Source organism: Streptomyces gamaensis, from assembly GCF_042656465.1.
GTDB classification, from domain to species: Bacteria; Actinomycetota; Actinomycetes; order Streptomycetales; family Streptomycetaceae; genus Streptomyces; species Streptomyces gamaensis.
Genome location: NZ_JBHSPB010000036.1, coordinates 1 through 24,598, shown reverse-complemented (window position 1 = coordinate 24,598; position 24,598 = coordinate 1). Strand labels below are relative to the sequence as shown.

Genomic DNA, 24,598 nt, shown 5'->3' with positions numbered 1-24,598 from the left:
GCGACAGCGAGGTGAGAGGACACATGGTGCCGGCAGCAGTCGGGGCACCGCCCGCCATCCGCGCCCGGGGGGTCACCAAGGCGTACGGGAGCGTCGAGGCCGTCCGCGGCATCGATCTGACCGTCGCCCAGGGCGAGACCTTCGGGTTCCTCGGCCCCAACGGCGCGGGCAAGACCACCATGATCTCGATGCTGTGCACGCTGGCCACCCCGGGCGGCGGCAGCATCGAGATCGCCGGCCACGATGTGCGGACGAAGCCGCACGAGGTGCGCCGCACCATCGGGCTGGTCTTCCAGGAGAGCACCCTCGACGGCGAGTTGACGGCCGCGGAGAACCTGCGCTTCCACGCCGACCTGTACGCGCTGCCCACGGCCACGCTCCCGGAGCGCGTCGACGCCATGCTGGAGCTGGTGGGGCTGACGGAGCGGCGCGACAGCCTGGTGCGGACGTTCTCCGGCGGCATGCGGCGGCGTCTGGAGATCGCCCGCGGGCTGCTGCACCGGCCGCGCCTTCTCTTCCTGGACGAGCCCACCATCGGCCTCGACCCGCAGACCCGGGCCCATGTGTGGACGTATCTGTCGGAGATCCGGGAGCGCGAGGAGACCACGATCTTCCTGACGACGCATTACCTGGAGGAGGCCGAGAGCTGCGACCGCATCGCCATCGTCGACGGCGGCCGCATCGTGGCCGAGGGAACTCCCGCCGCCCTGAAGTCCGTTGTGGGCGCCGACCGCATCGAGCTGCGCACCGAGGACGACGAGGCGGCGGCGCGGGCCCTGCGCGAGGGCTTCGGGCTGGAGCCCGTGGCGGTGCGCGGGGGTCTGCGGGTGATGGCCGAGGACGGGGCGCGGGCGGTGCCCGCCCTGTGCGCGGGGCTCGGTGTCCTCGTCCACGAGGTGACGGTCACCCGGCCCACCCTCGACGACGTGTTCTTCCACCACACCGGCCGGGGGCTGCGCGACGACGCGGCGGCAGGAGGCAGTTGATGACGCACGCCACCACCGGCCCGGAGGCGGCCGCGCGGCGCGTGGAGCCGTACGCGCCGGACGTACCGGAAGGCGCCGGGGCCCGTACCGGCCGGCTGCGGAGCGAGGTGCGGGCCGGGCGGATGGTCTGGCGCCGGGAGATGAAGCACTTCTGGCGCGATCTGCCGAGGGTCGCGGCCTCGCTGGTGCAGCCCATGCTGTTCCTGTACATCCTGGGCATCGGCCTCGCCCGGCTCGTCGCGGGCTCGCACGCCTCGGACGACTATCTGCTGTTCCTCTTCCCCGGAGTGCTGGTGATGTCGATCCAGCAGCCGGCGGTGGCGGTCGGCTCGTCGATCGTGTGGGACCGGCAGAGCGGTTTCCTGCGGGAGATGCTGGTGGCGCCGGTCAGCCGGGCGTCCCTGCTGATCGGCAAGTGCCTGGGCGGGGCCACGGTCGCCACCTGCCAGGCGGTGGTGGTGCTGGCCAGCGCCGGGCTCGCCCATGTCCCCTACCGCCCGGAGCTGTTCGCGGCGCTGCTGGCCGAACTGCTGCTGGTGGCCCTGTCGATGACGGTGCTGGCGGCGGCGCTCGCGGTGAGCATCCGGCGGGTGCAGACCTTCAACGTCGTGCTCACCGCGCTGTTCCTGCCGCTGACGTTCCTGTCGGGGATGATGTTCCCGCTGAGCGCGATGCCGGGCTGGATGGCGGCGCTCGCCCTGGTCGATCCGCTCAGCTACGCGGTCGACGCGATGCGGCAGACCGTGATGGCCTTTCACCAGGGGGGTACGGCCGACTACTTCGACCACATCACCTGGGGCGGCTGGCAGGTACCGGCGGCGGTGTCGCTGGGGCTGGTGGCCCTGGCCACGGTGGTGGGGCTGTGGGTGGCCAACCGCCGTTTCTGCAAGACCGATTGACGTCCCTTTTCAAACACGTTGGTACATGAGTGAAGGAGAACGTTTGATGTCGCGCACCATACGGACCCGGAGCCGGCTCAAGGGCGCACGGCGGCCCGTACAGCTCCTGGCGGTGGCGGGTTCGGTGAGCGCCGCGCTGCTGCTGGCGCCGACGCAGTCGGCGAGCGCGTTCGGCACGTACGGGTCGAACGGGCAGAGCCACGAGCACGAGCGCATCACGCGCGCGGCACTGTCGTGCGACAGCGCCCTCGCGGACAAGGGCAGCTGTTTCCAGGCCCGGTCGATGGACCAGGTCGCGGGCAACAACGCCCAGTTGCTGACCGGCAAGGGACTCGGGGCCGTCGGCGCGCCCGACCGCACCCAGATCATGCAGGAGACCGCGCACTGCGACAACGCCGACTACTTCGACGACCCGTCGTACCCGGTCAGCCGGGCCGACGCCACGAAGAAGCTGCAAGGCTGCGTCGAGAACCTCCAGACGCGGTTCAAGGACGGTGCCGAGCTGGCCGGCGGGGTGCTGACCGGTTCCGGCGCGGTGGCCGGGGACCAGGTCGATGTCACCAAGGACGACTGCAACGTCATCCAGAGCGGCTACGAACAGCGCGCCAAGTGCAAGGCGTTCAAGGGCTTCGGGGAGGCGCTGCACGGCGTCCAGGACTTCTACGCGCACGGCAACTGGACCGACAGGCCCGACCCCGGCAAGCCGGTGGGCATCCACAACCCGCCCGGCCTGAACCGGCAGGGGCCCTCGCCGCTGCTCGACCTGACGGCCGACGAGCCCCCGTCCCCGGCGGACGTGCCGAAGGACTTCTCGACCGGCTGCTTCTCGCTGAGCGGCGGCTGCACGGGCCGGATCCAGCACTACGACGACATGCACAAGGACTCCGGGCAGATCGACCCGAAGACCGGTGCGACCTCCGACCCGGCCTCCCCGCGCGGCAAGGTCGCCGGGAACTTCGACCGTGCCGTGCACGGCGCCATCGCCGAGACGCAGCGCCAGTGGCGGGACTTCCAGGCGCAGTTGAAGGAGGCCTACGGGCAGGAGAAGGGCGCCCGCATCGTCTGCGCCCTCACCCACGACAACCCCGTCGCCGACTGCCGCTGACCTGGGCGGCCAGATCCCGCTCCCCCGCCGTCACGGCGAACGGCAGCCGGTTGCCGGGCGGCGGGAAGGGGCAGTTGACTTCTCCCCTGACTGAGGCAGGGAATGCAACCCTCGCGAGTCGCGCTTTCTGCTTCAATGACAGCTGCCGACCCGAACGAACGGTAGAGGTTGGAGTGCCAACCATCGGTCTTACGCCAGCTCCACAGACCTGACATCCCGCCAGCCCGGCGGTAGGCCTGGCCAGCTTGGTTATCGCCGACCAGGTACAAGGATTGTATCACCGGTTCAACCACACGCCCGGCCAACGTAGCGACAGCAGAACCGAGTTACCCGGCAAAGCCGGGTACCGCGCTCGTCGTACGCGAAGGCGTCGATGCCGGAGAAGGCGCGGCGGGCGGGTGCCGCCGGGTCGAAGACCCGTACCGCCCACAGTCCTTCGCGGCACAGCACGACCAGGTGGCGTCCGCCGTGGGCGACACGGGCCGCGGCGGGTGAGGGGTCGGCGGTCAGCCGGGTCTCCCCGGAGGCCGGGGTGCCGTCGAGGGTCAGCCCGTCCCCGGGCGCGGCCGTCAGCAGCACCGCGTCGCCGTCCGGGCTCCGCGCCCAGTGGCCGGGGACGCCGGGGACGCTGCCGTCGGGGTGGTCGGCGAGCCAGTGGGTGCCGGTGAGGGCGAGGGGCCCGTACGGCTCGGCGACCGTCTCGGTGCGGCTCTTGCGCCACTGCTGCCACTGCTGTTGCGCTTCTGTGCTCATGACCGCACCTTCGCATACGGTTCGGGGCAGTTGCTGTCGCAGCAATCGCAGCAGTCACCGCAGCCTCGATGAACACACTCTCCGCGGTCACGCGCTCTCCGTGTGTGGCGCCCGGCGCCCTGGGCAGACTGGACACCGGACGACCCACCGGAATCCCCTCCGGCAGGCCGCCCCACCGGTCCGATCCGTCCCTCGAATGCCCAGGTCAAGGGCGTGTGGCGGACCTCCCGTGGTTTCTGACGCAACGACAGGGCGTTTGCACCAGATGCGTCACGAAATCCTCGTGTGGCCGCTATCCACTTGGCACACCCTCCGCATCATGGACGACGATAGAGGAGCGGACGGAAGACCCCGCACGTGAGAGGAGGCGTCCATGGGATCGGTGCGCAAGGCGAGTGCCTGGCTCGGCCTCGTCGACGACAGCGATGACGAGCGCTACTACGACGACGAGTACGCGGAGGGCCCCGAGCCCGGCGACGCCTGGGCGACCAACCCCAAGGTGCGGGTGGCCGACGAGACCGCCAAGGAGCAGGGCACGCGCATCGCGACGGTCACCCCGGACGGCTTCCGGGACGCCCGCGGCATCGGCGAGCTCTTCCGCGAGGGCGTCCCGGTCATCGTCAATCTCACCGCCATGGAGCCCAACGACGCCAAACGCGTCGTGGACTTCGCCGCCGGTCTCACCTTCGGCCTGCGCGGTTCGATCGAGCGTGTCGCCAACCGCGTCTTCCTGCTGACGCCCGCCGACTACCAGGTCGTCAGCGGCGAGCCCGTGCGGCGGGCGAACGGGGGCTTCTTCAACCAGAGCTGAGCCCCGGCCCGGGCCGTCAGCGGAACGCGTCGACGCCCGTGAGGGCCTTCCCCAGCACCAGCTGGTGCATCTCGACGGTGCCCTCGTAGGTGAGCACCGACTCCAGATTCGTGGCGTGCCGCATCACCGGGTACTCCAGGGAGATCCCGTTGGCGCCCAGGATCGTCCGCGCCGTCCGGCAGATGCCGATGGCCTCGCGCACGTTGTTGAGCTTGCCGAAGCTGACCTGCTCCGGCCGCAGCGTCCCCGCGTCCATCCGCCGCCCCAAGTGGTGGGCGAGCAGGATGCCCTTGTGCAGTTCCAGCGCCATGTCGGCGAGCTTGGCCTGGGTGAGCTGGAAGCCGCCGATGGGCCTGCCGAACTGCTCGCGGGCGCACGCGTAGTCGAGGGCCGCCTCGAAGCTCGCGCGGGCCGCGCCCAGCGCGCCCCAGACGATGCCGTAGCGGGCGTGGTTCAGACAGCTCAGCGGCCCGCGCAGCCCGCTCGCGCCCGGCAGCACCGCGTCGGCGGGCAGCCGTACCTCGTCGAGGACCAGCTCGCTGGTGACCGAGGCGCGCAGCGACCACTTGTGCCTGATCTCGGGCGCGGAGAAGCCGGGGCTGCCGGCGGGGACGAGGAAGCCTCGGATGCCCTCGTCGGTGCGCGCCCAGACCACGGCGACGCCCGCCACCGAACCGTTGGTGATCCACATCTTGCGGCCCGTCAGTACCCAGTCGCCGCCGTCCCGCTTCGCGTACGTGCGCATGCCGCCGGGGTCCGAGCCGTGGTCGGGCTCGGTCAGTCCGAAGCAGCCGATGGTCTCGCCCTTGGCCATGCCCGGCAGCCAGCGCTCGCGCTGTTCGTCGGAGCCGAAGCGGTGGATCGCGTACATCGCGAGGGAACCCTGCACCGACACCAGGGAGCGCACCCCGGAGTCGGCGGCCTCCAGCTCCAGGCAGACCAGTCCGTACTGCACGGCGCTCGCGCCCGCGCAGCCGTGGCCCTTGAGCTGCATGCCCAGGGCGCCCAGGGCGCCGAGTTCGCGGGCGAGCTCACGGATACCGGGGAGTTCGCCGCGCTCGTACCACTCGGCGATGTGCGGCAGGATCCGGTCGGCGGCCCAGCGGCGGACGGTGTCGCGCACCGCCTTCTCCTCGGGCGAGAGCAGGTCGTCGAGGCCGAGCGGGTCGCGGGGGTCGAAGGGGGGCAGGGCGGGTGCGGGCATCGGGCGCCTCCGGGACGGTCGGCGTGATCATCCGGTCGCCCCGACGCTACGGCCGGGTGCCCCCGGCGTCCAGCCCCTCCCTGACGGTCCGTAGGTTCCCGGCGGGCTGCCCGGGCACGGCCGGGTCCGCCGGCGCGGGGCACTCCCCGGCGCGCTGCCCGCCCCGCCCGGCGGGCCCGGCGCCGGGCCCGCGGCCCGCTCCGTCCGGCGGTGCCGGCAGCAGCGCGGCGGCCGGTTCCGGTGGCGCAGCGGCGCAGTCCATCGCGCGCGGCAGCAGCAGCGCGGCGAGCGCGCCCGCGCCCAGCAGGCCCGCGCTGATCAGGAGGGTGACGTGCAGTCCGTGGACGAACGAGGCGCGGGCGGCGTCCCGCAGGGCGCCGCCGGCCGGGCCGCCGTGCCCAGCAGGCACCTCGTACGCCTCGCCCAGGGAGCGGCTCGCGGCGAGGCCGGCGGCGGCCGGTACCCCGGGGGTGTCGCTGACGCCGGGCCCGTAGGTGGCGTTCATGACGCTGCCGAGGAGGGCGATGCCCATGCCGGCGCCCAGCTGGTAGGAGGTCTCGCCGATCGCGGCGGCCCCGCCCGCGCGGGTGGCGGGCGCCTCGCTGAGCATGGACTCGTAGGCCCCGAACAGGGTGGTCTCCAGGCCGAAGCCGAGGCCGACGAAGCACACGAGGAGGACCGCGGGCCGGTCGTGGGTGCCCATCGCGGTGAGCGAGGCGACGGCCGCCGCGGTCAGCACGAAGCCGGCGGTGACCATCGTGCGCGGGCCGAGCCGGTGCAGCATGCGGGAGCCGACGAGGCCCGCGGCCATCGCGGCCAGGGTCAGCGGCAGCAGCCGCAGCCCGGTCTGGAACGGGGTCAGGCCGAGGACGAGCTGGAGGTACTGGGCGGCGATCAGTTCCAGCCCGACGAGCGCGAGCATCGCCAGCACGATGCAGCCGACCGAGGTGCCGAAGGCGGGCCGCGCGAACATCCGCAGGTCCACCAGCGGGTGCCTGCGCCGCCCCTGCCGGCGGACGAACAGGACGAGCAGGGCGGCGCCGACGGCCGCGGGCACCAGCGTGTCCAGGGCCAGCGGCTCGCCGCCGCCCGCCCGCTTGACGCCGAGGACCACGCCGAACAGGCCGAAGGCCGCCATCAGCGCGCCGAGCACGTCCCAGGGGCCGTCGCGCTCGCCCGTCGACTCCGGCAGCAGCCACCGGCCGACCGGCAGACTCACGGCCATCAGCGGGATGTTGATGAGGAAGACCGCGCCCCACCAGAAGTGTTCGAGGAGCAGTCCGCCGAGGAGCGGGCCGACGGCCGCGCCCACGGCGGCCACCGCGCTCCACACCCCGACGGCCAGCGCGCGTTCGCGGCGGTCGGGGAAGACCTGCCGCAGGATCGACAGCGTCGCGGGCATGATCATCGCGCCGCCGGCGCCGAGCAGGGCCCGGGCCGCGATCAGCACCCCGGGGGACGGGGCGAGGGCGGCGAGCGCGGAGGCGAGCCCGAACAGGGTGTAGCCGAGCAGCAGGACGCGGCGGCGGCCGACGCGGTCGCCGAGGGTGCCGAAGAGGATCAGCAGCGAGGCGCACACCAGCGGGTAGACGTCGACGATCCACAGCAGCTGCACCGCGCTGGGGTGCAGGTCCTCGCTGACGGCGGGGACGGCCACGTGCAGCACGGTGGCGTCGACGGCGACGAGCAGCAGGCTCACGCACAGGACGACGAGCACGGTCCAGCGGTTCGCGCCGGCCCCGGCCGGCTGCCCCGCGCGGCGCCGCCACTGCCCGGGCCGGGACCGCTGCCGGGGGACGCCCGCCGCCCTCGGGGGGCCGGCCGTGGTCGTGCCGGACATCCGCACACCTCCGTGTCTTGCGCTCGTCCGTCTTCTGCGTTCGCGTCGCCGCCGGACCGGGCCCGGGGACATGAGGGCCCGGCGGCGTGGAAGGACGAGTGAGTCGACAGCGTACGCGAGTCCCGGGCATCGTTCCGTGCCCCCGTCCGCAGCTCCGCCCGATCCTGGGGCACCCCCCGCATGCTGGACAATTGGCCGGTGACCGATCTTGTTTCGCCCGTCGTCCCGGAGGCCCGTACGGCCGGGGCCGCCCCCGCCCCGCGGGCGCGCGGCCCGCTGCGCCGTGCCGCGCCGGCGCTGCTGGTGTACGCGGCGGTGCGGGCGCTGGGGATCGTGGCGCTCGCGCTGTGGGGGTGCGTGAGGGGGTCGAGCCCGCACCATCTGCTCTCCGCCCGCTGGGACTCCGTGTGGTACAGCCGTATCGCCGAGGACGGCTACGGCTTCACGCTGCGCCTGGCCGACGGGGCCGTCCATTCCGACCTGGCGTTCTTCCCGCTGCTGCCGTGGCTGGAGCGGGCGCTGTCGGCGCTGCTGCCGCTGTCGGTGTCCGATGCCGGGCTCGTGGTCTCCGCGCTGTCCTCGCTGGGCGCGGCGTGGGGGATCTTCGCGGTGGGCGAGGTGCTGCACGGGCGGCGGGCGGGCGTGGTGCTCGTCGCGCTGTGGGCGGCGCTGCCGGTGGGGGTCGTGCAGTCGATGGCCTACTCGGAGTCGCTGTTCACGGCGCTGGCCGCGTGGAGCCTGTACGCGGTGCTCACCGGGTGGTGGGTGTGGGCGGGCGGGTGCGCGGCGGCGGCCGGGCTGACGCGTCCGGTGGGGGCGGCGGTCGTGGCCGCGCTGTGGCTGACGGCGGCGGTGACGCTGTGGCGCGGGCGCGGGGAGCGCCGGGCCCCGGGCCGGGCACGGCTGTGGCTCGGGGTGGTGCTCGCGCCGCTGGGCTGGCTCGGCTACGTCGCCTGGGTCGGGGTGCGGACCGGGAGCGTGACCGGCTATCTGGACGTGCAGGGCGGCTGGGGCAACGGCTCCGACGGGGGGCTGGCCTTCGCGCGGTTCGTGGCCGGGCAGCTGGGCGGACCGGCGTGGCCCGCAGGGCTCGGCCTGCTGGCCGGGGTCGCGCTGGTGCTGGCGCTGTACGCGGCCGGGGTGCGTGCCCGGCAGCCGCTGCCGCTGCTGGTGTACGCGGGGGTGATCGTGGCGCTGGCGCTGACCGCGAAGGGGTATTTCGGTTCCAAGCCGCGGCTGTTGATGCCCGCGTTCCCGCTGTTGCTGCCGGTGGCCCTGTGGCTGGCGCGGCCGCGGTCGCGTGCGGCGGTGCCGGTGCTGGCCGTCCTGGCGGTGGGCTCGGCGCTCTACGGGGCGTTCTGGCTGGGCGGTTCCGGCCCGCCGTGACCGCCGATTCCGGGTGCGGCGGCCCGGCCGGGAAACTCCGCGGAACGCGGCGGCCAAGCACCGATAAACAAAGGCGGCGACCGGAACAAAAAGGGAACCGGGATCTTCCGAAGCGTCAAGAACCGCCAATGCGGCGTTTCTTTAGACGCTTCTTATTTCGCTGGTTTTCCCCTGGCACAAAGGCCCGGCGGGCCGCCTTTGAGACGCATTGCACATCACATCGTCATCACAAAGAGACCTGATCGGCCGAAGCTTCCCGTCACGCAATGTAACGTCGATTGAGTGCGTACCAACGACGAGCTCGTCCCAGCGGAGGAGCGCCCGACCGAGCCCGTGCGGCCACGGATGACCCGGACCCGCATCGGGATCCTGCTGGCGACCTCCGTGGTCTACCTGGCGATCGTGGTCGGCGTGCTCACCACGTCCTGGCCGGTGCGGTTCGACTGGCAGGTCATGCTCTTCCGCCCGTACAAGCAGTGGCCGGAGATCCACACCTTCCTCGACTACTTCGTGGTGCTGGGCCAGCGCGGCCCGACCGCCGTCGCGGTCGCCGCCTGGCTGGGCTGGCGCACCTACAAGCTGCGTACCCTGCGCCCCCTGCTGGTGCTGGGCACCTCGCTGCTGCTGCTCAACGCCACGGTGGGCGCCGCCAAGATCGGCATGGGGCGGCTCGGTCCGCACTACGCCACCGCCATCGGCTCCAACGAGATGTTCGCGGGCGGTGACATATTCCCCTCGGGCCACACCGCGAACGCCGTGGTCACCTGGGGTGTCCTCGCCTATCTGGCCACCACGCCCCGGGCCCGGCGGATCGCCTCGGTCAGCGCGGCGCTGCTCGCCCTCGGCGTCGGAATGACGACCGTCTACCTCGGTACGCACTGGATGAGCGACGTGACGCTGGGGTGGACGGCGGGGCTGCTGGTCCTGCTCGTCCTGCCGTGGTTCGAGGCGCCGATGGCCCGCGCCGAGGAGCTGCTGCTGGCCCTGTGGCGGCGGATCCGCGAGCGCCGGGCGGTGCCGGCCGTGCCGGTCACGCCGCTGGCGATCGGTGCCCCGCGTCCCGCCGCCGACGGGCGGCGGCCCGTCCGCGAGCCGGCGGGCGTCGGCGGCCGTACGGCGCGGCTGCCGGAGGGACGGCCGCATCTGTCCGCGCCCCGGCCGCGCTCCGAGCGCACTCCGCTCACCCCGACGGGCAGCCGCCGCCCGCCCGTCCCCGAGCGGGTGCCCCGCGGCGCCCCGCTCGCCCCGGCCACGGGCCGCGGCCGCACGGCGGGCACCTGACGCGATCGCGTACGGCACGGCCCCGGATCCCCTTTTCGCGGGGATCCGGGGCCGTTCGCGTACCGCTCGCTCAGCCCTTCCAGCAGCGCCGCACCGTGCCGTCCACGACCTCGAAGTTGAGCCGTCCGACCACGTACTCCAGCGTGATCACCGTGCCGGGTGCGAGGGCCCGCACCGTGGTCCAGCCCCGGGCCCGGGCCCGCCCGGCCGCCTCCTCGGCGCCGAGCCCCACGTAGGTCCCGGGCGGCTCGTCGGGTTCCGGGGGGAGGTCCGCCGTGGCTTCCATGGCTTCACGGTAGGCAGCGGCCGGCCGTCGGCGGAAGGGGCACGCCGTGCCCGCCCCACACGGGTGCGGCCCCGCCTCCCGGACCCCCGGGGTCACACTTCTGTCACAGAAAACGGCTGTTGGTTTGCCGCTCGGAAGATCACTCGTCCGTGCCTTCCGTTCCCCGCGCACAGCGCCTTCACAGGGCCTCGAAGGTAATTGCACGGCACTCTTCCCGAATATCCGCACGCGCCCGCCGGAGCACGCCGGGAATTCACGCCGGGCACGGCTTCCCGCCCGCCCTCGACAGCCACCGTCATCCGCGCGAATTCCGGCCCGTCAAAAACCCCGCCCCGCACGGAATACGGGATTCCGAATGCCGTACGGGCCGCCGGATTCCCGGTACATGACGGGATATTGGCCGACAAAACCGCCAAGTGCCGCGCACGCGGCCCGGCGCACGCCGACGCGCCCTCGCGCGCGCACCGCGCGGCGAGCATCATGGCGTGAGCCCGAAAGCCCGTCGACGTCGAATCGAGGGAGCGCAGATGGGGACGGACACCGCGCAAGCGGCCGTCGGTGAGGCGCGGGAGCGCCGGCCCGGCCGGATCCTGGTGAGCTGGCTGACGACCACCGACCACAAGACGATCGGTCATCTCTATCTGATCACCTCGTTCTGCTTCTTCCTGGTGGCCGGGCTGCTGGCGATGCTGATGCGCGCCGAACTGGCCCGTCCGGGGCTGCAGTTCCTGACCACGGAGGAGTTCAACGAGGCGTTCACGGCCCACGGCACCATCATGCTGCTGCTCTTCGCGACCCCGGCCTTCGCCGGCTTCGCCAACGCGATCATGCCGCTGCAGATCGGCTCGCCGGACGTGGCCTTCCCCCGGCTGAACATGTTCGCGTACTGGCTGTATCTCTTCGGCGGCCTGATCGTGGTCGGCAGCCTGCTGCTGCCCGAGGGCGGCGCGACCTTCGGCTGGACCGCCTACGCCCCGCTCAACAGCGCGGTCCGCTCACCGGGCATCGGCTCCGACATGTGGATCATGGGGCTGGCGCTGTCCGGCTTCGGCACGATCCTCGGTGCCGTGAACTTCCTGACCACCATCATCGGGATGCGGGCCCCGGGCATGACGATGTTCCGGATGCCCGTCTTCACCTGGAACGTACTGTTCACCTCGATCCTGATCCTGCTGGCGTTCCCGGTGCTGGCGGCGGCGCTGCTGGTGCTGGAGGCGGACCGGCGGTTCGGGGCGGTGGTCTTCGAGTCGGCGAGCGGCGGGGCACTGCTCTGGCAGCACCTGTTCTGGTTCTTCGGCCATCCCGAGGTGTACATCATCGCGCTGCCGTTCTTCGGCATCATCACGGAGATCATCCCGGTCTTCTCCCGCAAGCCGATCTTCGGCTATGTGATGCTGGTCGGCGCGACCATGGCGATCACGGCGCTGTCGGTGGTGGTGTGGGCCCACCACATGTTCGCGACGGGCGCGGTGCTGCTGCCCTTCTTCTCGCTGCTGTCCTTCCTGATCGCGGTGCCCACCGGAGTGAAGTTCTTCAACTGGATCGGCACGATGTGGCGCGGCTCGCTGTCGTTCGAGTCGCCGATGCTGTGGGCGATCGGCTTCCTGGTGAGCTTCCTGTTCGGCGGGCTCACGGGCGTGATCCTGGCCTCGCCCCCACTGGACTTCCAGGTCACCGACACCTACTTCGTGGTGGCGCACTTCCACTACGTGGTGTTCGGGACGGTGGTGTTCGCGATGTTCGCGGGCTTCTACTTCTGGTGGCCGAAGTTCACGGGCAAGCTGCTGGACGAACAGCTCGCGCGGATCCACTTCTGGACGCTGTTCGTGGGCTTCCACACCACGTTCCTGGTGCAGCACTGGCTGGGCGTGGCGGGCATGCCCCGGCGGTACGCGGACTACCTCGCGGCCGACGGCTTCACCACGCTCAACACGGTCTCCACGATCGGGGCGTTCCTGCTCGGCCTGTCGACGCTGCCGTTCCTCTACAACGTCTGGAAGACGGCGAAGTACGGGCGGCGGGTGGAGCGGGACGACCCCTGGGGGTACGGGCGTTCGCTGGAGTGGGCCACCTCCAGTCCGCCCCCGCGCCACAACTTCCTCTCCCTGCCCCGGATCCGCTCCGAGTCCCCGGCCTTCGACCTGCACCACCCGGAGCTCACGCACACCACCGGGCAGACGGCCGCCGGGGAGCCGGAACCGGCCGGTCCGTAGCGGCGCCGCCCCCGGCCGCGTACCGGCGGACGGGGGCGGTCGGGGCCAACTCCTCGCGGCCGGCGTCGACTCGCCGCAGGCGGGGTCAACTCGCCGCCGGCGGGCGCTCGTCGATGCGGACGACGAGGTCGTTGTCGGCGTCGTAGGCCGCCGTCGCCCGCGCGGGCGCGTACCCGGCGTCGACGGGCAGCACGGGGTAGGCGAAGACCTGCTGCTTGTCGACGACGTCGTCCAGGATGCGGGCGAGGCGGGCCGGCCCGGAGCCGTCGGCGGGGCGCAGCCACAGGTCCCACACGTCCAGGCCGCCGCGCCAGTGCTCGGTCAGCTTCGCCCAGTCGAGGGTGAAGGAGAACTCCTGTCCCTCCCCCGGGCCGAGGTCGGCGGTGACCACGAGGTCCGCGTCCCGGCGGCAGCGGGCCTCGGCGACGGCTCCGGCGAGCCAGGCCGCGGCATCCGGCGCCCGGTACAGCCGCCCCCGCACCGTGAGCCCCGCGGCCTCCGGGCGCAGGTCCCCGGCCTCGGCGTGCGGGGCCCGCAGCCAGCTGCGCAGGGAGAGGTTGCCGTGCTTGGTGGTGTAGGGGATGCGCACGGACAGCGGGGAGGTGCCCGGGCCGGGCCTGCGGTCGACGAGCGCGCGCAGGTCGTCGACGCCGGGCCGCAGCCGCCGCGGAGCGGCGTCGCCGCAGGCGACATGGACGTCCCAGCGGCCCTCGGGGAGGGCGACGGTGCTGGGCAGCACGGCACGCAGCCTCCCCTCGCCGCCGGGCGCGAGCGGCAGACGGACCTCGTCGGCCTCGCCGCCGCCGCGCAGCCGCAGCACGAGCGCGGCGGACCAGTCGCCGGAGGCGTCGGGGGCGCCGGGCGCGTCGAGGTCGAAGGTGAGCCCGCCCGCGGAGTCCGCGATGCAGTCGGCGGCGGGGGTCACCGTGCCGGAGGCCGGGAGAGGGGCAGACACGGCGGTGGGCTCCTCGAAGGTCGTGCCCGCGTGGGGCGGTTCGAAGGGGGTGGGGGCACTCGCGCGGGGAGGGGTCATGCGGCCCCCTTCCGGCGCAGGGCGGCGCGGCTCGCGTCCTTGGCCTGGATCGCGCCGCTGAGCAGGGCACCGCGGGTGCGGTGCAGGGAGCCGCGCAGGGAGCCGCGCGAGACGAGGTCGGTGAACAGGGCCTCGTAGCGCCCGGCGATCTCGGCCGGGTCGAAACGGGCGGAGCCCTTGAGCGCCGCCTGCCCCATGGTGCGGCGCAGCGCGTCGTCGTTGATCAGGCGCAGCAGTCCGGCGGCGACGGCGTCGGCCTTGCCGGTGGGCACGAGCAGTCCGTCGACACCGTCGGTGATGATCTCGGCGGGGCCGTGCGGGCAGTCGGTGGAGACCACGGGCAGGCCGCAGCGCATGGCCTCGACGATCGTCATGCCGAAGGACTCCAGGCTGGAGGTGACGGCGCCGATGGAGCCCTTGACCCACTCGGGGTCCAGGGGGTGGGCGGGGCCCATGAGGTAGACGTGGTTGTACAGGCCGAGCCTGTCGATCAGGGCGCGCAGCCTGGCGCGCTCGGCGCCGGCCCCGTAGATCCGCAGCCGCCAGTCGGGGCGTTCGGCGACGACCTTCTCGAAGGCGCGGATCAGCAGGTCGTAGCGCTTGGCGGGGGCGAGCCGGCCGGCGGCGACGACCCACTTGCCGCTGCCGTCGGCGGGCCTGACGGGCGGGGCGGGGACGCTGTTGGGCACGGACTCGACGCGTACGCCCGGCAGCCGCATGAGCTTGCGGTAGGTCCGCGCGTCGGCCTCGGTGACGGTGGTGACGGCGTCCAGGCGCGGGTAGTGCGTGCGCAGCGCGAGTTTGAGCGCCGCCTTGTGGGTGCTGAGGGTGAGGTGCTCCTGGCCCACCCGGGCGGGGCCGCGCCGGGCCTGCTGGGCGATGTGCACGTTCAGGCCGGGGCGGGTGCCGACGACCACGTCGCACTCCAGGCCCCGCAGATGCTCGGCGATCTTCCGGTCGGTGAGCGCGCTGTACTGCTTGTAGCGGCCCTCGGCGGCGGGGAAGACGGTGGCGGGACGCTCGTAGTCGGGGTGTTCGCCCTCGTAGCCGGGGCTGTCCTTGCGCAGGTCGACGAGGTGGCGCAGACGCACCCCGGGGCCCGGGGCGAAGACGGGGTCCTCGCGGTGGCGGAAGACGGAGACGATCTCCACGTCGTGCTGCTCGGCCAGGGTGCCCGCGAGGTTGTACGTGGTGCGGATCGTCCCGCCGATGCCGTACGCGTTGTGAATGAGGAATGAGATATGCATGCGTACCCGTCTGCAGCTCTTTGGCCCGGTTTGCGGACGTTCCCTGCGGCCCGCCTACCGAGAGACTAGACCGTGGGGAGAGCTCGCGGGTTGGCTCCCCTCCCCCACGGATTCGCGGGACCGGCGGCGGGCCGTGCCGTGACCCCTGCCCCGGATCGTCCGTTGTGCTCTTAAGAGGTCCTCACCGAGATGTTCCACCGACCAGCCCCGTCCCAGCGAGATCGAGGAGCCACCCGTGCCGCGCATGCTCGACGTCAGTGACGACGTCCGCGCCGAGATCGGCGACGAAGAAGCCGACCGACTGCTCGGCGGCGACAACGCCCCGGACAGCTACGACTGCACCTCCTGCCGCACCCCCGGCAGCACCGAGCGCGAGCGCACCAGCACCGTGCTCTTCGTCGGCGAGGAGACCGCGGTGCTCGCGTTCGCGCACGCCGCGTGCGTACCGTCCCAGGTCGTCCCGGTCTCCGAGGAGCAGCTCCAGGGCGCCGTGCGGTCCATCACGGGCCAGGGCGCGGGCCCCGCCGCCCCGTCCGCCGCGCAGTCCCCCCGGCTCGCCCCGGAGGACCTGCCGCTCCAGGCCGAGCTGGGCGTCACCAGCGGACTCGTGCTGATCAAGGGCGAGTTGTTCCCCTCGCTGGTCGTCGAGCCGCTGAGCGCGATCGCCCGCCCGGGCACGAACGGCCCCGTCGACGTCTTCCTGCCGCTGCTCATCGAGCAGGGTTTCGCCCCGGTCGCCGCGGTCGACGAGGTGCCGCCGCCCAACGCCGGCTGGTCGGTGCTGCTGGCCATGGGCAAGCTGCACGCGATCCTGCAGCCCGGCACCGGCCCGGGCGCCAAGCCCACCGCGTGGTGGCAGGCGCACCAGGCGATGCAGGTCAACGACGACTGGCGGTCGGCGGTGAACCGCACCCGGCGGATCGCGGTGTTCGCGGCACCGGTGGGCACGATCGGGCAGCAGCCCCGGGAGGACATGCTGCGGGAGGCGCTGGACCGGGCCGCCGCCCGGGGGCGGCTGGTCGCGGCGTCCATGCCGCTGGCGGGCACATGAGCGGCCCCGCGCGCCCCGTCCGGTATCTGCCCGCCCCGCTGCCCGCGTACGGGCACGTCGTGCAGCTTTCCCCGCGGGGCCCGCATCCCCCGGGCCGCGCGATCGTTGGCCCGGATGTGCACTCATACGAGCCCGCGTCCCGGATTCCGTATCCGAACCACATCCCCGGCATGCGGCCACCCCGCGACGCCGCCCCGCAGAGCCACCCCGTCTCGGTGACCCCGATCTACGACGCGCTCTATTCCGAGTACCGCCGGGCGTTCCGGGCGCTGCCCTTCGACCGCTCGGGCGAGGAGGATCTGCGGTTCGTCGGCTTCGGCCATCAGCTCGTGGGCTACGGGCCGTACGGCGGCGGCCACTTCGGCCAGCTGCCCGGGCAGCCCGCCTGTCCGGGCCACCCGGGATACGGCGGCTGGGAGCCGTACTACGGGCGGCAGCGCGGCGGGCATGTGCCCGCCGCGCTGCCGCCCGCTCCGCGTGACGGCCGGATGCGCGGCTTCTGACTGCCGTCTACTTCTTGCGCGACCGCTTCTCCCGCACCCGCACCGAGATGTGGATCGGTGTGCCCTCGAAGCCGAACTCCTCGCGCAGCCGCCGCTCGACGAAGCGGCGGTAGCCGGCCTCCAGGAAGCCCGAGGCGAACAGGACGAAGCGCGGCGGCTTGGTGCCCGCCTGCGTGCCGAAGAGGATACGGGGCTGCTTGCCGCCGCGGATCGGGTGCGGGTGGGCGGCGACGAGCTCACCGAGGAAGGCGTTGAGCCGGCCGGTGGGCACGCGCGTCTCCCAGCCCGCCAGGGCCGTCTCGATCGCGGGCACCAGCTTCTCCATGTGCCGGCCGGTGCGCGCCGAGACATTGACCCGCGGCGCCCAGGCGATCTGCCCGAGCTCGGTCTCGATCTCGCGCTCCAGGTAGTAGCGGCGCTCCTCGTCGAGGGTGTCCCACTTGTTGTAGGCGATGACCATGGCGCGGCCGGCCTCGACGGCCATGGTGATGATGCGCTGGTCCTGCACGGAGATCGACTCGCTGGCGTCGATCAGGATGACGGCGACCTCGGCCTTCTCCACCGCGGCGGCGGTGCGCAGCGAGGCGTAGTAGTCGGCGCCCTCCTGGAGGTGCACGCGCTTGCGGATGCCCGCGGTGTCGACGAACTTCCAGGTGGTGCCGCCGAGTTCGATGAGCTCGTCGACCGGGTCACGGGTGGTGCCCGCCAGTTCGTTGACGACGACGCGCTCCTCGCCGGCGACCTTGTTCAGCAGCGAGGACTTGCCCACGTTGGGGCGGCCGATGAGGGCGATACGGCGGGGGCCGCCGACCGCGGCGCCGAAGGTCTGGGCCGGGGCCTCGGGCAGCGCCTTGAGGACCTCGTCGAGCATGTCGCCGGTGCCGCGGCCGTGCAGCGCGGAGACGGGCATCGGCTCGCCGAGGCCGAGCGACCACAGCATGGCGGCGTCGGCCTCGCCGGAGGGGCCGTCGACCTTGTTGGCGCACAGCACGACGGGCTTGCCGGCCCGGCGCAGCAGCTTGACGACGGCCTCGTCGGTGTCGGTGGCGCCGACGGTGGCGTCGACGACGAAGACGACCGCGTCGGCGGCCTCGATCGCGTACTCGGCCTGGGCGGCGACGGAGGCGTCGATGCCCAGCACGTCCTGCTCCCAGCCGCCGGTGTCGACGACCTTGAAGCGGCGGCCGGCCCACTCGGCCTCGTAGGTGACGCGGTCGCGGGTGACGCCCGGCCGGTCCTCGACGACCGCCTCACGGCGGCCGATGATCCGGTTCACCAGGGTGGACTTGCCGACGTTGGGGCGGCCGACGACGGCGAGCACCGGCAGCGGGCCGTGGCCCGCGGCCGCGAGCTCGCTCTGCACCTCCTCGGCGTCGAAGCCCTCCTGCGCGGCGAGCTCCATGAACTCCGCGTACTCGGCGTCGCCAAGCTCACCGTGCTCGTCGCCGGAGTGGATCTGCTCGTTCATGAAGTCACGTTCCTCGTTCTTCGTCGTCGGAAGGCCGCGCTCCTTTGCGGCCTTCTGCTCAAGTCTCGTCGGTGGCGCGGCCGGTCAGCCGCTTGGCGTCCGCCAGGTGCGCGGCGAGCCGCCGCTGGATGCCGGCCGTGGCCGCGTCCAGCGCGCTGCGGGTGCGCCGCCCGCTGCCGTCGCCGGCCGTGAACGCCTCGCCGAAGACGACATCGATCCGGCCGCGCAGCGGCGGCAGCCCGGGCAGCAGCCGGCTCTTCGCCCCGGTGCTGCCGAGCACCGCGACCGGCACGATCGGCGCCCCCGAGCGCAGCGCGAAGTAGGCGAGCCCGCCGCGCAGCGCCGCGAAGTCGCCCTCGCCCCGGGTGCCCTCGGGGAAGATGCCCAGCACACCGCCGCCGCGCAGCACCTCCAGCGCGGCGGTGACCGCGGTGCGGTCCGTGCCGGAGCGGTCCACCTCCAGCTGGCCGATGCCGCGCAGGAAGGGGTCCAGCGGGCCGGTGAACGCTTCCTTCTTGATCAGGAAGTGCGTGGGCCGGGGCGCGGTGCCCATGACCATCGGGCCGTCGATGTTGTGCGAGTGGTTGACGGCCAGGATGACCGGGCCGCTCGCGGGCACCCGCCAGGCGCCGAGCACCCGGGGCCGCCACAGCCCGTACATCAGGCCGATGCCGATCCGCCGGCCGACGGCGGCACCCGCTGCGGAGGCGCTCACGCCCCGCGCTTCTCCTCGATGAGGGTCACCACGCATTCGATCACCTGCTCAAGGGTCAGCTCGGTGGTGTCGACCTCGACCGCGTCGGCGGCCTTGGCCAGCGGCGAGGTGCTGCGGCCGGAGTCGGCGGCGTCCCGCTTGGCGAGCGCGGCCGCGGTGGCCGCGAGGCCCACGGCCTCCTTGCCCTTGAGCTCGCCGCTGCGGCGGGCGGCGCGCGCCTCGGGCGAGGCGGTCAGGAAGATCTTCAGGTCGGCGTCGGGCAGCACGGTGGTGCCGATGTCGCGGCCCTCGACGACGATGCCGACGGGCGCGGCTGCGGCGATGGAGCGCTGCAGCCCGGTCAGGCGGGTGCGCACCGCGGGCACGGCGCTGACGGCGCTGACCGCGGCGGTGACCTCCCGGGTGCGGATCGGGCCGGAGGCGTCGGCGCCGTCGACGGTGATGGCCGGGGCGGCCGGGTCGGTGCCGGAGACGATGTCCGGCTTGCCGGCGGCGGCGGCCACGGCCGCCGGGTCGTCGACGTCGATGCCGTTGGCGAGCATCCACCAGGTGATCGCCCGGTACTGGGCGCCGGTGTCCAGGTAGCGCAGCCCCAGCTTGGCGGCGACGGCCCTGGAGGTGCTGGACTTGCCCGTGCCGGAGGGTCCGTCGATGCCGACGACGACTGCTGCCGGTGCGGTCCGGGCGGCGGTTGCGGCATTGTCCACGGTGCTGGGACACCTTCCTCGTGACGACGGGCGAAAAGCCAGACGGGTACCTATGGGGCGCACACAAGGTTACTGGCTCGAACGGCGCCCCTGTGCCGCCGCCCGCCCGGCGCTACTGGCGCACGGCCCAGCCCCGGTCGCGCAGCGCCGCGGCGAGGGAGGCGACGGCGGCCGGCTCGACCATGAGCTGGATCAGGCCCGCCTGCTGGCCGGTGGCGTGCTCGATGCGCACGTCCTCGATATTGACGCCGGCCCGGCCGGCGTCGGCGAAGATCCGGGCGAGCTCGCCGGGCTGGTCGCCGATGAGCACGGTCAGCGTCTCGTACGCGGCCGGGGCGGCCCCGTGCTTGCCGGGCACCCGGGCGCGGCCGGCGTTGCCGCGGCGCAGCACGTCGTCGATGCCGGCCGTGCCGTCGGCGCGCTTGTCCTCGTCCGCCGACTCCAGGGCGCGCAGGGCCCGTACGGTGGCGTCCAGGTCGGTGGCGACGGCGGCCAGCACGTCCGCGACGGGGCCGGGGTTGGCGGCGAGGATGTCGAGCCACATGCGCGGGTCGGAGGCAGCGATCCGGGTCACGTCGCGGATGCCCTGCCCGCACAGGCGCACCGCGGTCTCGTCGGCGTCCCGCAGCCGGGCCGCGACCATGCTGGAGACCAGCTGCGGGGTGTGCGAGACGAGCGCGACGGCCCGGTCGTGGGCGTCGGCGTCCATCAGGACGGGCACGGCCCGGCACAGGGAGACGAGTTCGAGGGCGAGGTTGAGGACCTCGGTGTCGGTGTCGTGGGTGGGGGTGAGCACCCAGGGGCGGCCCTCGAAGAGGTCGGCGGTGGCGGCCAGCGGGCCGGAGCGTTCCCGCCCGGCCATGGGGTGCGTGCCCAGGTAGCCGCTCAGGTCGCAGCCGAGCGTCTCCAGCTCCCGGCGGATGCCGCCCTTGACGCTGGTGACGTCGAGGTAGCCGCGGGCGAGACCGCCGCGCATGGCCTCGGCGAGGGAGGCGGCGGCGTGCGCGGGCGGCACGGCGACGACCGCCAGGTCGACCGGCTCCTCCGGCAGGCTGTCGGTGCCGGCGCCGAGAGCGGCGGCCGTACGGGCCTGGGCGGGGTCGTGGTCCGTGAGATGGACCTGGACCCCGCGGCTCGCGAGGGCGAGGGCTGCCGAGGTGCCGATCAGTCCGGTACCGATGACGAGGGCGGTTCTCACTGGCGTGTCCTTGCGGGAGGCGGGTGCGGATGGATCACCGTGCTGCGCGCTCAGCGTAGCCAGCCGAAGCGGGCGGCTCCTCCCGGCGGGTGCCGTACGGGACCGGCGGGCCCGTCCGGTACAACCGTGCCCATGATCTACCACGTGGTGCCCCTGGACGACTGGCTCGCCGTTCCCGACCGCCCGTACTCGCCCGCCTCCCTGTCGGAGGAGGGTTTCGTCCACTGTTCCCCGGACGAGGAGACGACGCTCGCGGTGGCCTCCGCGTTCTACCGGGAGACGCCGGGTCCGCTGATGGCCCTGCTCATCGACCCGGACAAGCTGGACGTCCTGGTGCGCTGGGAGGCGGCCGCGCCGGCCCCGCCGCCCGGGGTGGCGCCCGGCACGCTCTTCCCGCACGTGTACGGGCGCATCCCGCGCGAGGCCGTGGACGGGATGATGGAGATCGTGCGCGACGAGGAGGGGCGGGCCACGGGCCTCGCGGTGTGGTCGTAGGGCCCCCGGAGCGGCGGTCCGGGGGCCCTGCGGGGCGCGGCTAGAGCTCGACCTCGCGCATGAGCATGCCGACCTCGGTGTTGGTCAGCCGGCGCAGCCAGCCGGACTTCTGGTCGCCGAGGGAGATCGGGCCGAAGGCCGTGCGCACCAGCTTCTCCACGGGGAAGCCCGCCTCGGCGAGCATGCGGCGCACGATGTGCTTGCGGCCCTCGTGGAGGGTGACCTCGACCAGGTAGTTCTTGCCGGTCTGCTGCACGACGCGGAAGTTGTCGGCGCGCGCGTAGCCGTCCTCCAGCTCGATGCCGCTCTTGAGCTGCTTGCCGAGGTCGCGGGGCAGCGGGCCGGTGACGGCGGCGAGGTAGGTCTTCTGCACGCCGTAGCGGGGGTGGGTCAGCCGGTGGGCCAGCTCGCCGTGGTTGGTGAGCAGGATGATGCCCTCGGTCTCGGTGTCGAGGCGGCCGACGTGGAAGAGGCGGGTCTCGCGGTTGGTGACGTAGTCGCCCAGGCACTGGCGGCCGTCGGGGTCCTCCATGGTGGAGACGACACCGGCCGGCTTGTTCAGCGCGAAGAACAGGTAGGACTGGGTGGCGACGGTCAGGCCGTCGACCTTGATCTCGTCCTTCTCCGGGTCGACGCGCAGGCCCTGCTCGGTGACGATGCGCCCGTTGACCTCGACGCGGGCCTGCTCGATCAGCTCCTCGCAGGCGCGCCGCGAGCCCATGCCCGCGCGGGCCAGCACCTTCTGCAGCCGCTCGCCCTCCTGCTCGCCGAAGGTCTTCGGCAGCTTCACCTTGGGCTTGTTGTGCCGCTCGCGGTTGCGCTCCTCGATCTGCGCGTCGTACTCGCGGGGCCGGGCCGGGGCCTGCGGGCGGCCACCGCGCCGGGGCGCGCCCGCCTTGTCGCCCGTGGGGCGCTTGGGGCCGCCCTTGGCGCCGCCGCGCGCCGCGCTGCCGCGGCCGCTGCGCTCCGCCTCGGGGCCCACGTCGTAGCGGCGCTCCTCGGGGCGCGGCCGGCGCGGACGCTCCTGCCGGTCGTCGCGCCGGGCGCCGGAGCGGCCGTCGTCGTACCGTCCGCCGCCGGAACGGCCGCCCTGGGCACGACCGCCCTGGGAGCGTCCGCCGCCCGAGCGCCCGCCGCCGGACGCCGGGCGGGGGGATCCGCCCCGGTGGTCCCGGTTGCCGCTTCCGCTGTTCCTGCCGCTGCTTCGCATCAAAGTTCCGTCTTGTCGTCCGCTTCGGTATCCGGGCTGTCCGGATCGAACGACGGCACGCCTTCCTGGGTCTCGCCCTCGATCGCGTCCGCTTCCGGGAGGAACGGCGCGAGCTCCGGGAGCTCGTCGAGGCCGCGCAGGCCCATCCGCTCCAGGAAGTAGTTCGTCGTCCCGTACAGGATCGCACCTGTTTCGGGTTCCGTCCCCGCCTCGGCCACCAGGCCCCGCTGCAGCAGGGTGCGCATGACGCCGTCGCAGTTCACGCCGCGTACGGCGGAGACCCGGGAGCGGCTGACCGGCTGCCGGTAGGCGACGACGGCCAGGGTCTCCAGCGCGGCCTGGGTGAGCCGGGTCTGCCGGCCGTCCAGGACGAAGTTCTCGACGGCCGCGGCGTAGGCGGGGCGGGTGGAGTACCGCCAGCCGCCGGCCACGCAGCGCAGCTCGAAACCGCGGTCCTGCGCGGTGTACTCCTCGGCGAGCTCGCGCAGCGCCCGCGCGACCTCGCGGCGGGGCCGCCCGAGGACCTTGGCCAGGTGCTCCTCGTCGGCGGGCTCGTCGACAACCATGAGCACGGCCTCCAGCGCGGGCCGCAGCGACAGGGCGGAGACGGCGCCGGAGGCTTGGACGGGACCGTCACCGGCGAGCCCGGGGGGTTCCGCTTCCGGGCGGGCCGGGACCACGGGCCCCGCGAGCCCCTCGACGACCGGCGCGCCGACGACGGACCCCCGCCCAGCGGCCTCCGTACGGCTCGCGGCGCGCTCCCCATCGCTCCCGGCGGCTTCCCCGCCACCGCGGGCGGGGCCCGCGGTGGCGGCGGACTGTGCGGCGGTGTCGTTCACTGGCACTGGCTGTCCTCGTTCTCCTGCGCGTCAGCGCTCTTCGCTTGCCGGTCGAATTCGTCCGTGACGAGCGGCGCCGCCCCCTCCCCGCCGGTCCAGCGCACTGTCAGGGCGCCCAGCGCCTCCTCCTGGTCGAGGGCGATGGCGCGTTCGCGGTAGAGCTCCAGCAGGGCCAGGAAGCGGGCCACGACGGTGAGGGTGCCCTCGGCGTCCTCGGTGAGTTCGGCGAAGGTCGCCGTCCCGGCGGCCCGCAGCCGCCCCACGACGAGCGCGGCCTGTTCCTGCACGCTGACGAGCGGGGCGTGGATGTGCTCGGTGTAGACCTGCGGCTCGGGCCGGGGCTGCATGGCCTTGACGGCGAGTTCGGCGAGGCCGCGCGCGCCGATGCCGAGCACGACCTCGGGCAGCAGCTCGGCGTGGTGCGGCTCCAGGCCGACCGTGCGGGGGTGGCGCAGTTCCTCGTCGGCCAGCCGTCCGGCGAGGATCTCGGCGATCCTCTTGAACGCCCGGTACTGCAGCAGCCGCGCGAAGAGCAGGTCCCGGGCCTCCAGCAGGGCGAGGTCGGCCTCGTCCTCGACCTCGGCGGCGGGCAGCAGCCGGGCCGTCTTCAGATCGAGCAGGGTCGCGGCGACGACCAGGAACTCGGTGGTCTGGTCCAGGTCCCAGTCCGGTCCCATGGCCCGCAGGTGTGCCATGAACTCGTCGGTGACCTTGGAGAGGGCGACCTCGGTGACGTCGAGCTTGTGCTTCGAGATGAGCTGCAGCAGCAGGTCGAAGGGGCCCTCGAAGTTGTCGAGCCGCACGGTGAACCGGCCGTCGCCGGGGGCGGTTCCGGCAGGGGCGGTCCCGACGGGGGCGGCGGGGGCGGCGCCTTCGGGGCCCGGGTCCGGTCCCGGGTCCGCCGCGGCGGCAGCCGCGGAAGGCTCTGCCGTCCCTGGCCCCACCGCGCCGGGGCCGCGCCCCAGGGACCGGCGGCGGGCCGGTTTCGGCGCGGGTGCGGGCACGGGTGTGGGCATGCGGGGAACGGTCCAGGGAATCGGTGGCGCGGTGGGCGTACGGGCGCGCGGGCCCGCCCGGGGCAGGCTACCGGCGAAGGCGCTCAGCGGCCGCGCAGGCGGCGCACGAGGATGCTCGCGTCGCCGCGCGACTCCAGGTCCGCGAGGACGACCGCGACGGCTTCGCGGACGATCCGGCCCCGGTCCACGGCGAGTCCGTGCTCGCCCCGGAGCACCAGCCGGGCGTGTTCGAGGTCCATGAGCTCCTCGGCGGAGACGAAGACGGTGATCTTCTCGTCGCGGCGCTCGCGGCCGGTGGGCCGGCGGCCCGCCCCGCGGCCGGGGGCGCGGCCGCCGCGTCGCTCGCCGCGGG

The 24,598-nt window shown here is 73.5% G+C and carries 24 protein-coding genes and 1 pseudogene; 10 read left to right on the top strand and 15 right to left on the bottom strand.

Annotation, left to right across the window (positions count from 1 at the left end; translation table 11 throughout):
- Positions 1-23 precede the first annotated feature (23 nt).
- The 3 genes from ACFP1Z_RS32300 to ACFP1Z_RS32290 are packed head-to-tail and all read left to right on the top strand — an operon-like array spanning position 24 to position 2,990.
- The gene (locus ACFP1Z_RS32300) at positions 24-986 is read left to right on the top strand and encodes an ABC transporter ATP-binding protein (RefSeq protein WP_390321380.1); all 963 of its coding nucleotides are present in this window, start codon (positions 24-26) and stop codon (positions 984-986) included.
- On the top strand, positions 986-1,885 hold the full coding sequence (locus tag ACFP1Z_RS32295; RefSeq protein WP_390321378.1) for an ABC transporter permease: 900 nt from the start codon (positions 986-988) through the stop codon (positions 1,883-1,885). Before ACFP1Z_RS32300 ends, ACFP1Z_RS32295 begins: the two co-directional genes overlap by 1 nt.
- Positions 1,886-1,931: 46 nt before the next feature.
- Positions 1,932-2,990, top strand: coding sequence for a CinY protein (locus ACFP1Z_RS32290; RefSeq protein ID WP_390321376.1), 1,059 nt, complete (start codon positions 1,932-1,934; stop codon positions 2,988-2,990).
- Here ACFP1Z_RS32290 and ACFP1Z_RS32285 read toward each other — a convergent pair.
- Both ACFP1Z_RS32285 and ACFP1Z_RS32280 read right to left on the bottom strand, forming a co-directional pair.
- Entirely contained in the window at positions 2,956-3,174 is a 219-nt protein-coding gene (locus ACFP1Z_RS32285) for a DUF1684 domain-containing protein (protein WP_390321373.1), read from the bottom strand. The two genes, ACFP1Z_RS32290 and ACFP1Z_RS32285, sit on opposite strands and share 35 nt — an antisense overlap.
- Before the next feature lie 101 nt (positions 3,175-3,275).
- Positions 3,276-3,743, bottom strand: a complete 468-nt coding sequence (locus ACFP1Z_RS32280) for a hypothetical protein (RefSeq protein ID WP_390321371.1) — start codon at positions 3,741-3,743, stop codon at positions 3,276-3,278.
- Between the two features lie 373 nt (positions 3,744-4,116).
- Here ACFP1Z_RS32280 and ACFP1Z_RS32275 point away from each other — a divergent pair, with 373 nt between their 5' ends.
- Positions 4,117-4,554 (top strand): cell division protein SepF, encoded by a 438-nt coding sequence (locus ACFP1Z_RS32275; protein ID WP_390321369.1) that lies wholly within the window; start codon positions 4,117-4,119, stop codon positions 4,552-4,554.
- A gap of 16 nt (positions 4,555-4,570) precedes the next feature.
- On the opposite strand, the gene ACFP1Z_RS32270 is transcribed toward ACFP1Z_RS32275, so the two are convergent.
- Together ACFP1Z_RS32270 and ACFP1Z_RS32265 are read right to left on the bottom strand one after the other, a co-directional pair.
- The gene (locus tag ACFP1Z_RS32270) at positions 4,571-5,758 is read right to left on the bottom strand and encodes an acyl-CoA dehydrogenase family protein (protein ID WP_390321367.1); all 1,188 of its coding nucleotides are present in this window, start codon (positions 5,756-5,758) and stop codon (positions 4,571-4,573) included.
- A 46-nt stretch (positions 5,759-5,804) separates the two neighbouring features.
- Complete coding sequence (locus ACFP1Z_RS32265) at positions 5,805-7,598, bottom strand: MFS transporter (RefSeq protein ID WP_390321365.1); 1,794 nt, start codon at positions 7,596-7,598, stop codon at positions 5,805-5,807.
- A 198-nt stretch (positions 7,599-7,796) separates the two neighbouring features.
- Here ACFP1Z_RS32265 and ACFP1Z_RS32260 point away from each other — a divergent pair, with 198 nt between their 5' ends.
- Entirely contained in the window at positions 7,797-8,984 is a 1,188-nt protein-coding gene (locus tag ACFP1Z_RS32260; RefSeq protein ID WP_390321363.1) for a hypothetical protein, read from the top strand.
- Between the two features lie 282 nt (positions 8,985-9,266).
- On the top strand, positions 9,267-10,265 hold the full coding sequence (locus ACFP1Z_RS32255; RefSeq protein WP_390321360.1) for a phosphatase PAP2 family protein: 999 nt from the start codon (positions 9,267-9,269) through the stop codon (positions 10,263-10,265).
- Positions 10,266-10,335: 70 nt separating this feature from the next.
- Here ACFP1Z_RS32255 and ACFP1Z_RS32250 read toward each other — a convergent pair whose 3' ends face one another.
- On the bottom strand, positions 10,336-10,551 hold the full coding sequence (locus tag ACFP1Z_RS32250) for an I78 family peptidase inhibitor (protein ID WP_390321357.1): 216 nt from the start codon (positions 10,549-10,551) through the stop codon (positions 10,336-10,338).
- 527 nt (positions 10,552-11,078) lie between these two features.
- On the opposite strand from ACFP1Z_RS32250, the gene ctaD reads away from it, so the two are divergent.
- Positions 11,079-12,764, top strand: coding sequence for an aa3-type cytochrome oxidase subunit I (ctaD, locus tag ACFP1Z_RS32245; RefSeq protein ID WP_390321354.1), 1,686 nt, complete (start codon positions 11,079-11,081; stop codon positions 12,762-12,764).
- Between the two features lie 85 nt (positions 12,765-12,849).
- Here the strand turns inward: ctaD and ACFP1Z_RS32240 are convergent, their stop codons facing one another.
- Both ACFP1Z_RS32240 and ACFP1Z_RS32235 read right to left on the bottom strand, forming a co-directional pair.
- Positions 12,850-13,797 carry a hypothetical protein gene (locus ACFP1Z_RS32240; RefSeq protein ID WP_390321352.1) on the bottom strand — a complete coding sequence of 316 codons (948 nt, stop codon included), beginning with the start codon at positions 13,795-13,797 and terminating at the stop codon, positions 12,850-12,852.
- Positions 13,794-15,044: a glycosyltransferase family 4 protein gene (locus ACFP1Z_RS32235; protein ID WP_390321350.1), complete on the bottom strand. Its 1,251-nt coding sequence runs from the start codon at positions 15,042-15,044 to the stop codon at positions 13,794-13,796. The genes ACFP1Z_RS32240 and ACFP1Z_RS32235 overlap by 4 nt, the downstream gene beginning before the upstream one ends.
- A gap of 244 nt (positions 15,045-15,288) precedes the next feature.
- Here ACFP1Z_RS32235 and ACFP1Z_RS32230 point away from each other — a divergent pair, with 244 nt between their 5' ends.
- Together ACFP1Z_RS32230 and ACFP1Z_RS32225 are read left to right on the top strand one after the other, a co-directional pair.
- Complete coding sequence (locus tag ACFP1Z_RS32230) at positions 15,289-16,095, top strand: hypothetical protein (protein WP_390321418.1); 807 nt, start codon at positions 15,289-15,291, stop codon at positions 16,093-16,095.
- Between the two features lie 170 nt (positions 16,096-16,265).
- Positions 16,266-16,598, top strand: a complete 333-nt coding sequence (locus tag ACFP1Z_RS32225; RefSeq protein ID WP_390321348.1) for a hypothetical protein — start codon at positions 16,266-16,268, stop codon at positions 16,596-16,598.
- Between the two features lie 7 nt (positions 16,599-16,605).
- Here ACFP1Z_RS32225 and der read toward each other — a convergent pair whose 3' ends face one another.
- The 4 genes from der to ACFP1Z_RS32205 form a co-directional block, all read right to left on the bottom strand.
- Complete coding sequence (der, locus tag ACFP1Z_RS32220) at positions 16,606-18,066, bottom strand: ribosome biogenesis GTPase Der (protein WP_390321346.1); 1,461 nt, start codon at positions 18,064-18,066, stop codon at positions 16,606-16,608.
- A gap of 58 nt (positions 18,067-18,124) precedes the next feature.
- Positions 18,125-18,817: a lysophospholipid acyltransferase family protein gene (locus tag ACFP1Z_RS32215; RefSeq protein ID WP_390321344.1), complete on the bottom strand. Its 693-nt coding sequence runs from the start codon at positions 18,815-18,817 to the stop codon at positions 18,125-18,127.
- Positions 18,778-19,488, bottom strand: a complete 711-nt coding sequence (cmk, locus tag ACFP1Z_RS32210; RefSeq protein WP_390321342.1) for a (d)CMP kinase — start codon at positions 19,486-19,488, stop codon at positions 18,778-18,780. Before cmk ends, ACFP1Z_RS32215 begins: the two co-directional genes overlap by 40 nt.
- A 112-nt stretch (positions 19,489-19,600) precedes the next feature.
- Positions 19,601-20,686 (bottom strand): prephenate dehydrogenase, encoded by a 1,086-nt coding sequence (locus ACFP1Z_RS32205; RefSeq protein ID WP_390321340.1) that lies wholly within the window; start codon positions 20,684-20,686, stop codon positions 19,601-19,603.
- Between the two features lie 132 nt (positions 20,687-20,818).
- On the opposite strand from ACFP1Z_RS32205, the gene ACFP1Z_RS32200 reads away from it, so the two are divergent.
- A complete protein-coding gene (locus ACFP1Z_RS32200; RefSeq protein ID WP_390321337.1) occupies positions 20,819-21,181 on the top strand; it encodes a DUF952 domain-containing protein in 363 nt (120 codons plus the stop codon).
- Between the two features lie 40 nt (positions 21,182-21,221).
- Here ACFP1Z_RS32200 and ACFP1Z_RS32195 read toward each other — a convergent pair whose 3' ends face one another.
- The 4 genes and pseudogenes from ACFP1Z_RS32195 to ACFP1Z_RS32180 all read right to left on the bottom strand — a co-directional run.
- Positions 21,222-22,391, bottom strand: coding sequence for a pseudouridine synthase (locus tag ACFP1Z_RS32195; RefSeq protein WP_390321335.1), 1,170 nt, complete (start codon positions 22,389-22,391; stop codon positions 21,222-21,224).
- A complete protein-coding gene (scpB, locus tag ACFP1Z_RS32190; protein WP_390321415.1) occupies positions 22,391-22,957 on the bottom strand; it encodes an SMC-Scp complex subunit ScpB in 567 nt (188 codons plus the stop codon). Before scpB ends, ACFP1Z_RS32195 begins: the two co-directional genes overlap by 1 nt.
- Positions 22,958-23,226: 269 nt before the next feature.
- Entirely contained in the window at positions 23,227-24,246 is a 1,020-nt protein-coding gene (locus ACFP1Z_RS32185) for a segregation and condensation protein A (RefSeq protein WP_390321332.1), read from the bottom strand.
- Between the two features lie 83 nt (positions 24,247-24,329).
- A pseudogene (locus ACFP1Z_RS32180) lies at positions 24,330-24,598 on the bottom strand (hypothetical protein); the annotation flags it as partial.

Coding starts and splice junctions, on each gene's coding strand:
- ACFP1Z_RS32185 (WP_390321332.1), bottom strand. CDS start 24,246: ATGCCCACACCCGTGCCCGCACCCGCGCCGAAACCGGCCCGCCGCCGG.
- ctaD (WP_390321354.1), top strand. CDS start 11,079: ATGGGGACGGACACCGCGCAAGCGGCCGTCGGTGAGGCGCGGGAGCGC.
- ACFP1Z_RS32215 (WP_390321344.1), bottom strand. CDS start 18,817: ATGCGTGGTGACCCTCATCGAGGAGAAGCGCGGGGCGTGAGCGCCTCC.
- ACFP1Z_RS32290 (WP_390321376.1), top strand. CDS start 1,932: ATGTCGCGCACCATACGGACCCGGAGCCGGCTCAAGGGCGCACGGCGG.
- ACFP1Z_RS32225 (WP_390321348.1), top strand. CDS start 16,266: ATGCGGCCACCCCGCGACGCCGCCCCGCAGAGCCACCCCGTCTCGGTG.
- ACFP1Z_RS32200 (WP_390321337.1), top strand. CDS start 20,819: ATGATCTACCACGTGGTGCCCCTGGACGACTGGCTCGCCGTTCCCGAC.
- ACFP1Z_RS32240 (WP_390321352.1), bottom strand. CDS start 13,797: ATGACCCCTCCCCGCGCGAGTGCCCCCACCCCCTTCGAACCGCCCCAC.
- ACFP1Z_RS32265 (WP_390321365.1), bottom strand. CDS start 7,598: ATGTCCGGCACGACCACGGCCGGCCCCCCGAGGGCGGCGGGCGTCCCC.
- der (WP_390321346.1), bottom strand. CDS start 18,066: ATGAACGAGCAGATCCACTCCGGCGACGAGCACGGTGAGCTTGGCGAC.
- ACFP1Z_RS32270 (WP_390321367.1), bottom strand. CDS start 5,758: ATGCCCGCACCCGCCCTGCCCCCCTTCGACCCCCGCGACCCGCTCGGC.
- scpB (WP_390321415.1), bottom strand. CDS start 22,957: ATGGTTGTCGACGAGCCCGCCGACGAGGAGCACCTGGCCAAGGTCCTC.
- ACFP1Z_RS32295 (WP_390321378.1), top strand. CDS start 986: ATGACGCACGCCACCACCGGCCCGGAGGCGGCCGCGCGGCGCGTGGAG.
- ACFP1Z_RS32195 (WP_390321335.1), bottom strand. CDS start 22,391: ATGCGAAGCAGCGGCAGGAACAGCGGAAGCGGCAACCGGGACCACCGG.
- ACFP1Z_RS32230 (WP_390321418.1), top strand. CDS start 15,289: ATGCTCGACGTCAGTGACGACGTCCGCGCCGAGATCGGCGACGAAGAA.
- ACFP1Z_RS32275 (WP_390321369.1), top strand. CDS start 4,117: ATGGGATCGGTGCGCAAGGCGAGTGCCTGGCTCGGCCTCGTCGACGAC.
- ACFP1Z_RS32285 (WP_390321373.1), bottom strand. CDS start 3,174: ATGGTTGGCACTCCAACCTCTACCGTTCGTTCGGGTCGGCAGCTGTCA.
- ACFP1Z_RS32235 (WP_390321350.1), bottom strand. CDS start 15,044: ATGCATATCTCATTCCTCATTCACAACGCGTACGGCATCGGCGGGACG.
- ACFP1Z_RS32280 (WP_390321371.1), bottom strand. CDS start 3,743: ATGAGCACAGAAGCGCAACAGCAGTGGCAGCAGTGGCGCAAGAGCCGC.
- ACFP1Z_RS32300 (WP_390321380.1), top strand. CDS start 24: ATGGTGCCGGCAGCAGTCGGGGCACCGCCCGCCATCCGCGCCCGGGGG.
- ACFP1Z_RS32250 (WP_390321357.1), bottom strand. CDS start 10,551: ATGGAAGCCACGGCGGACCTCCCCCCGGAACCCGACGAGCCGCCCGGG.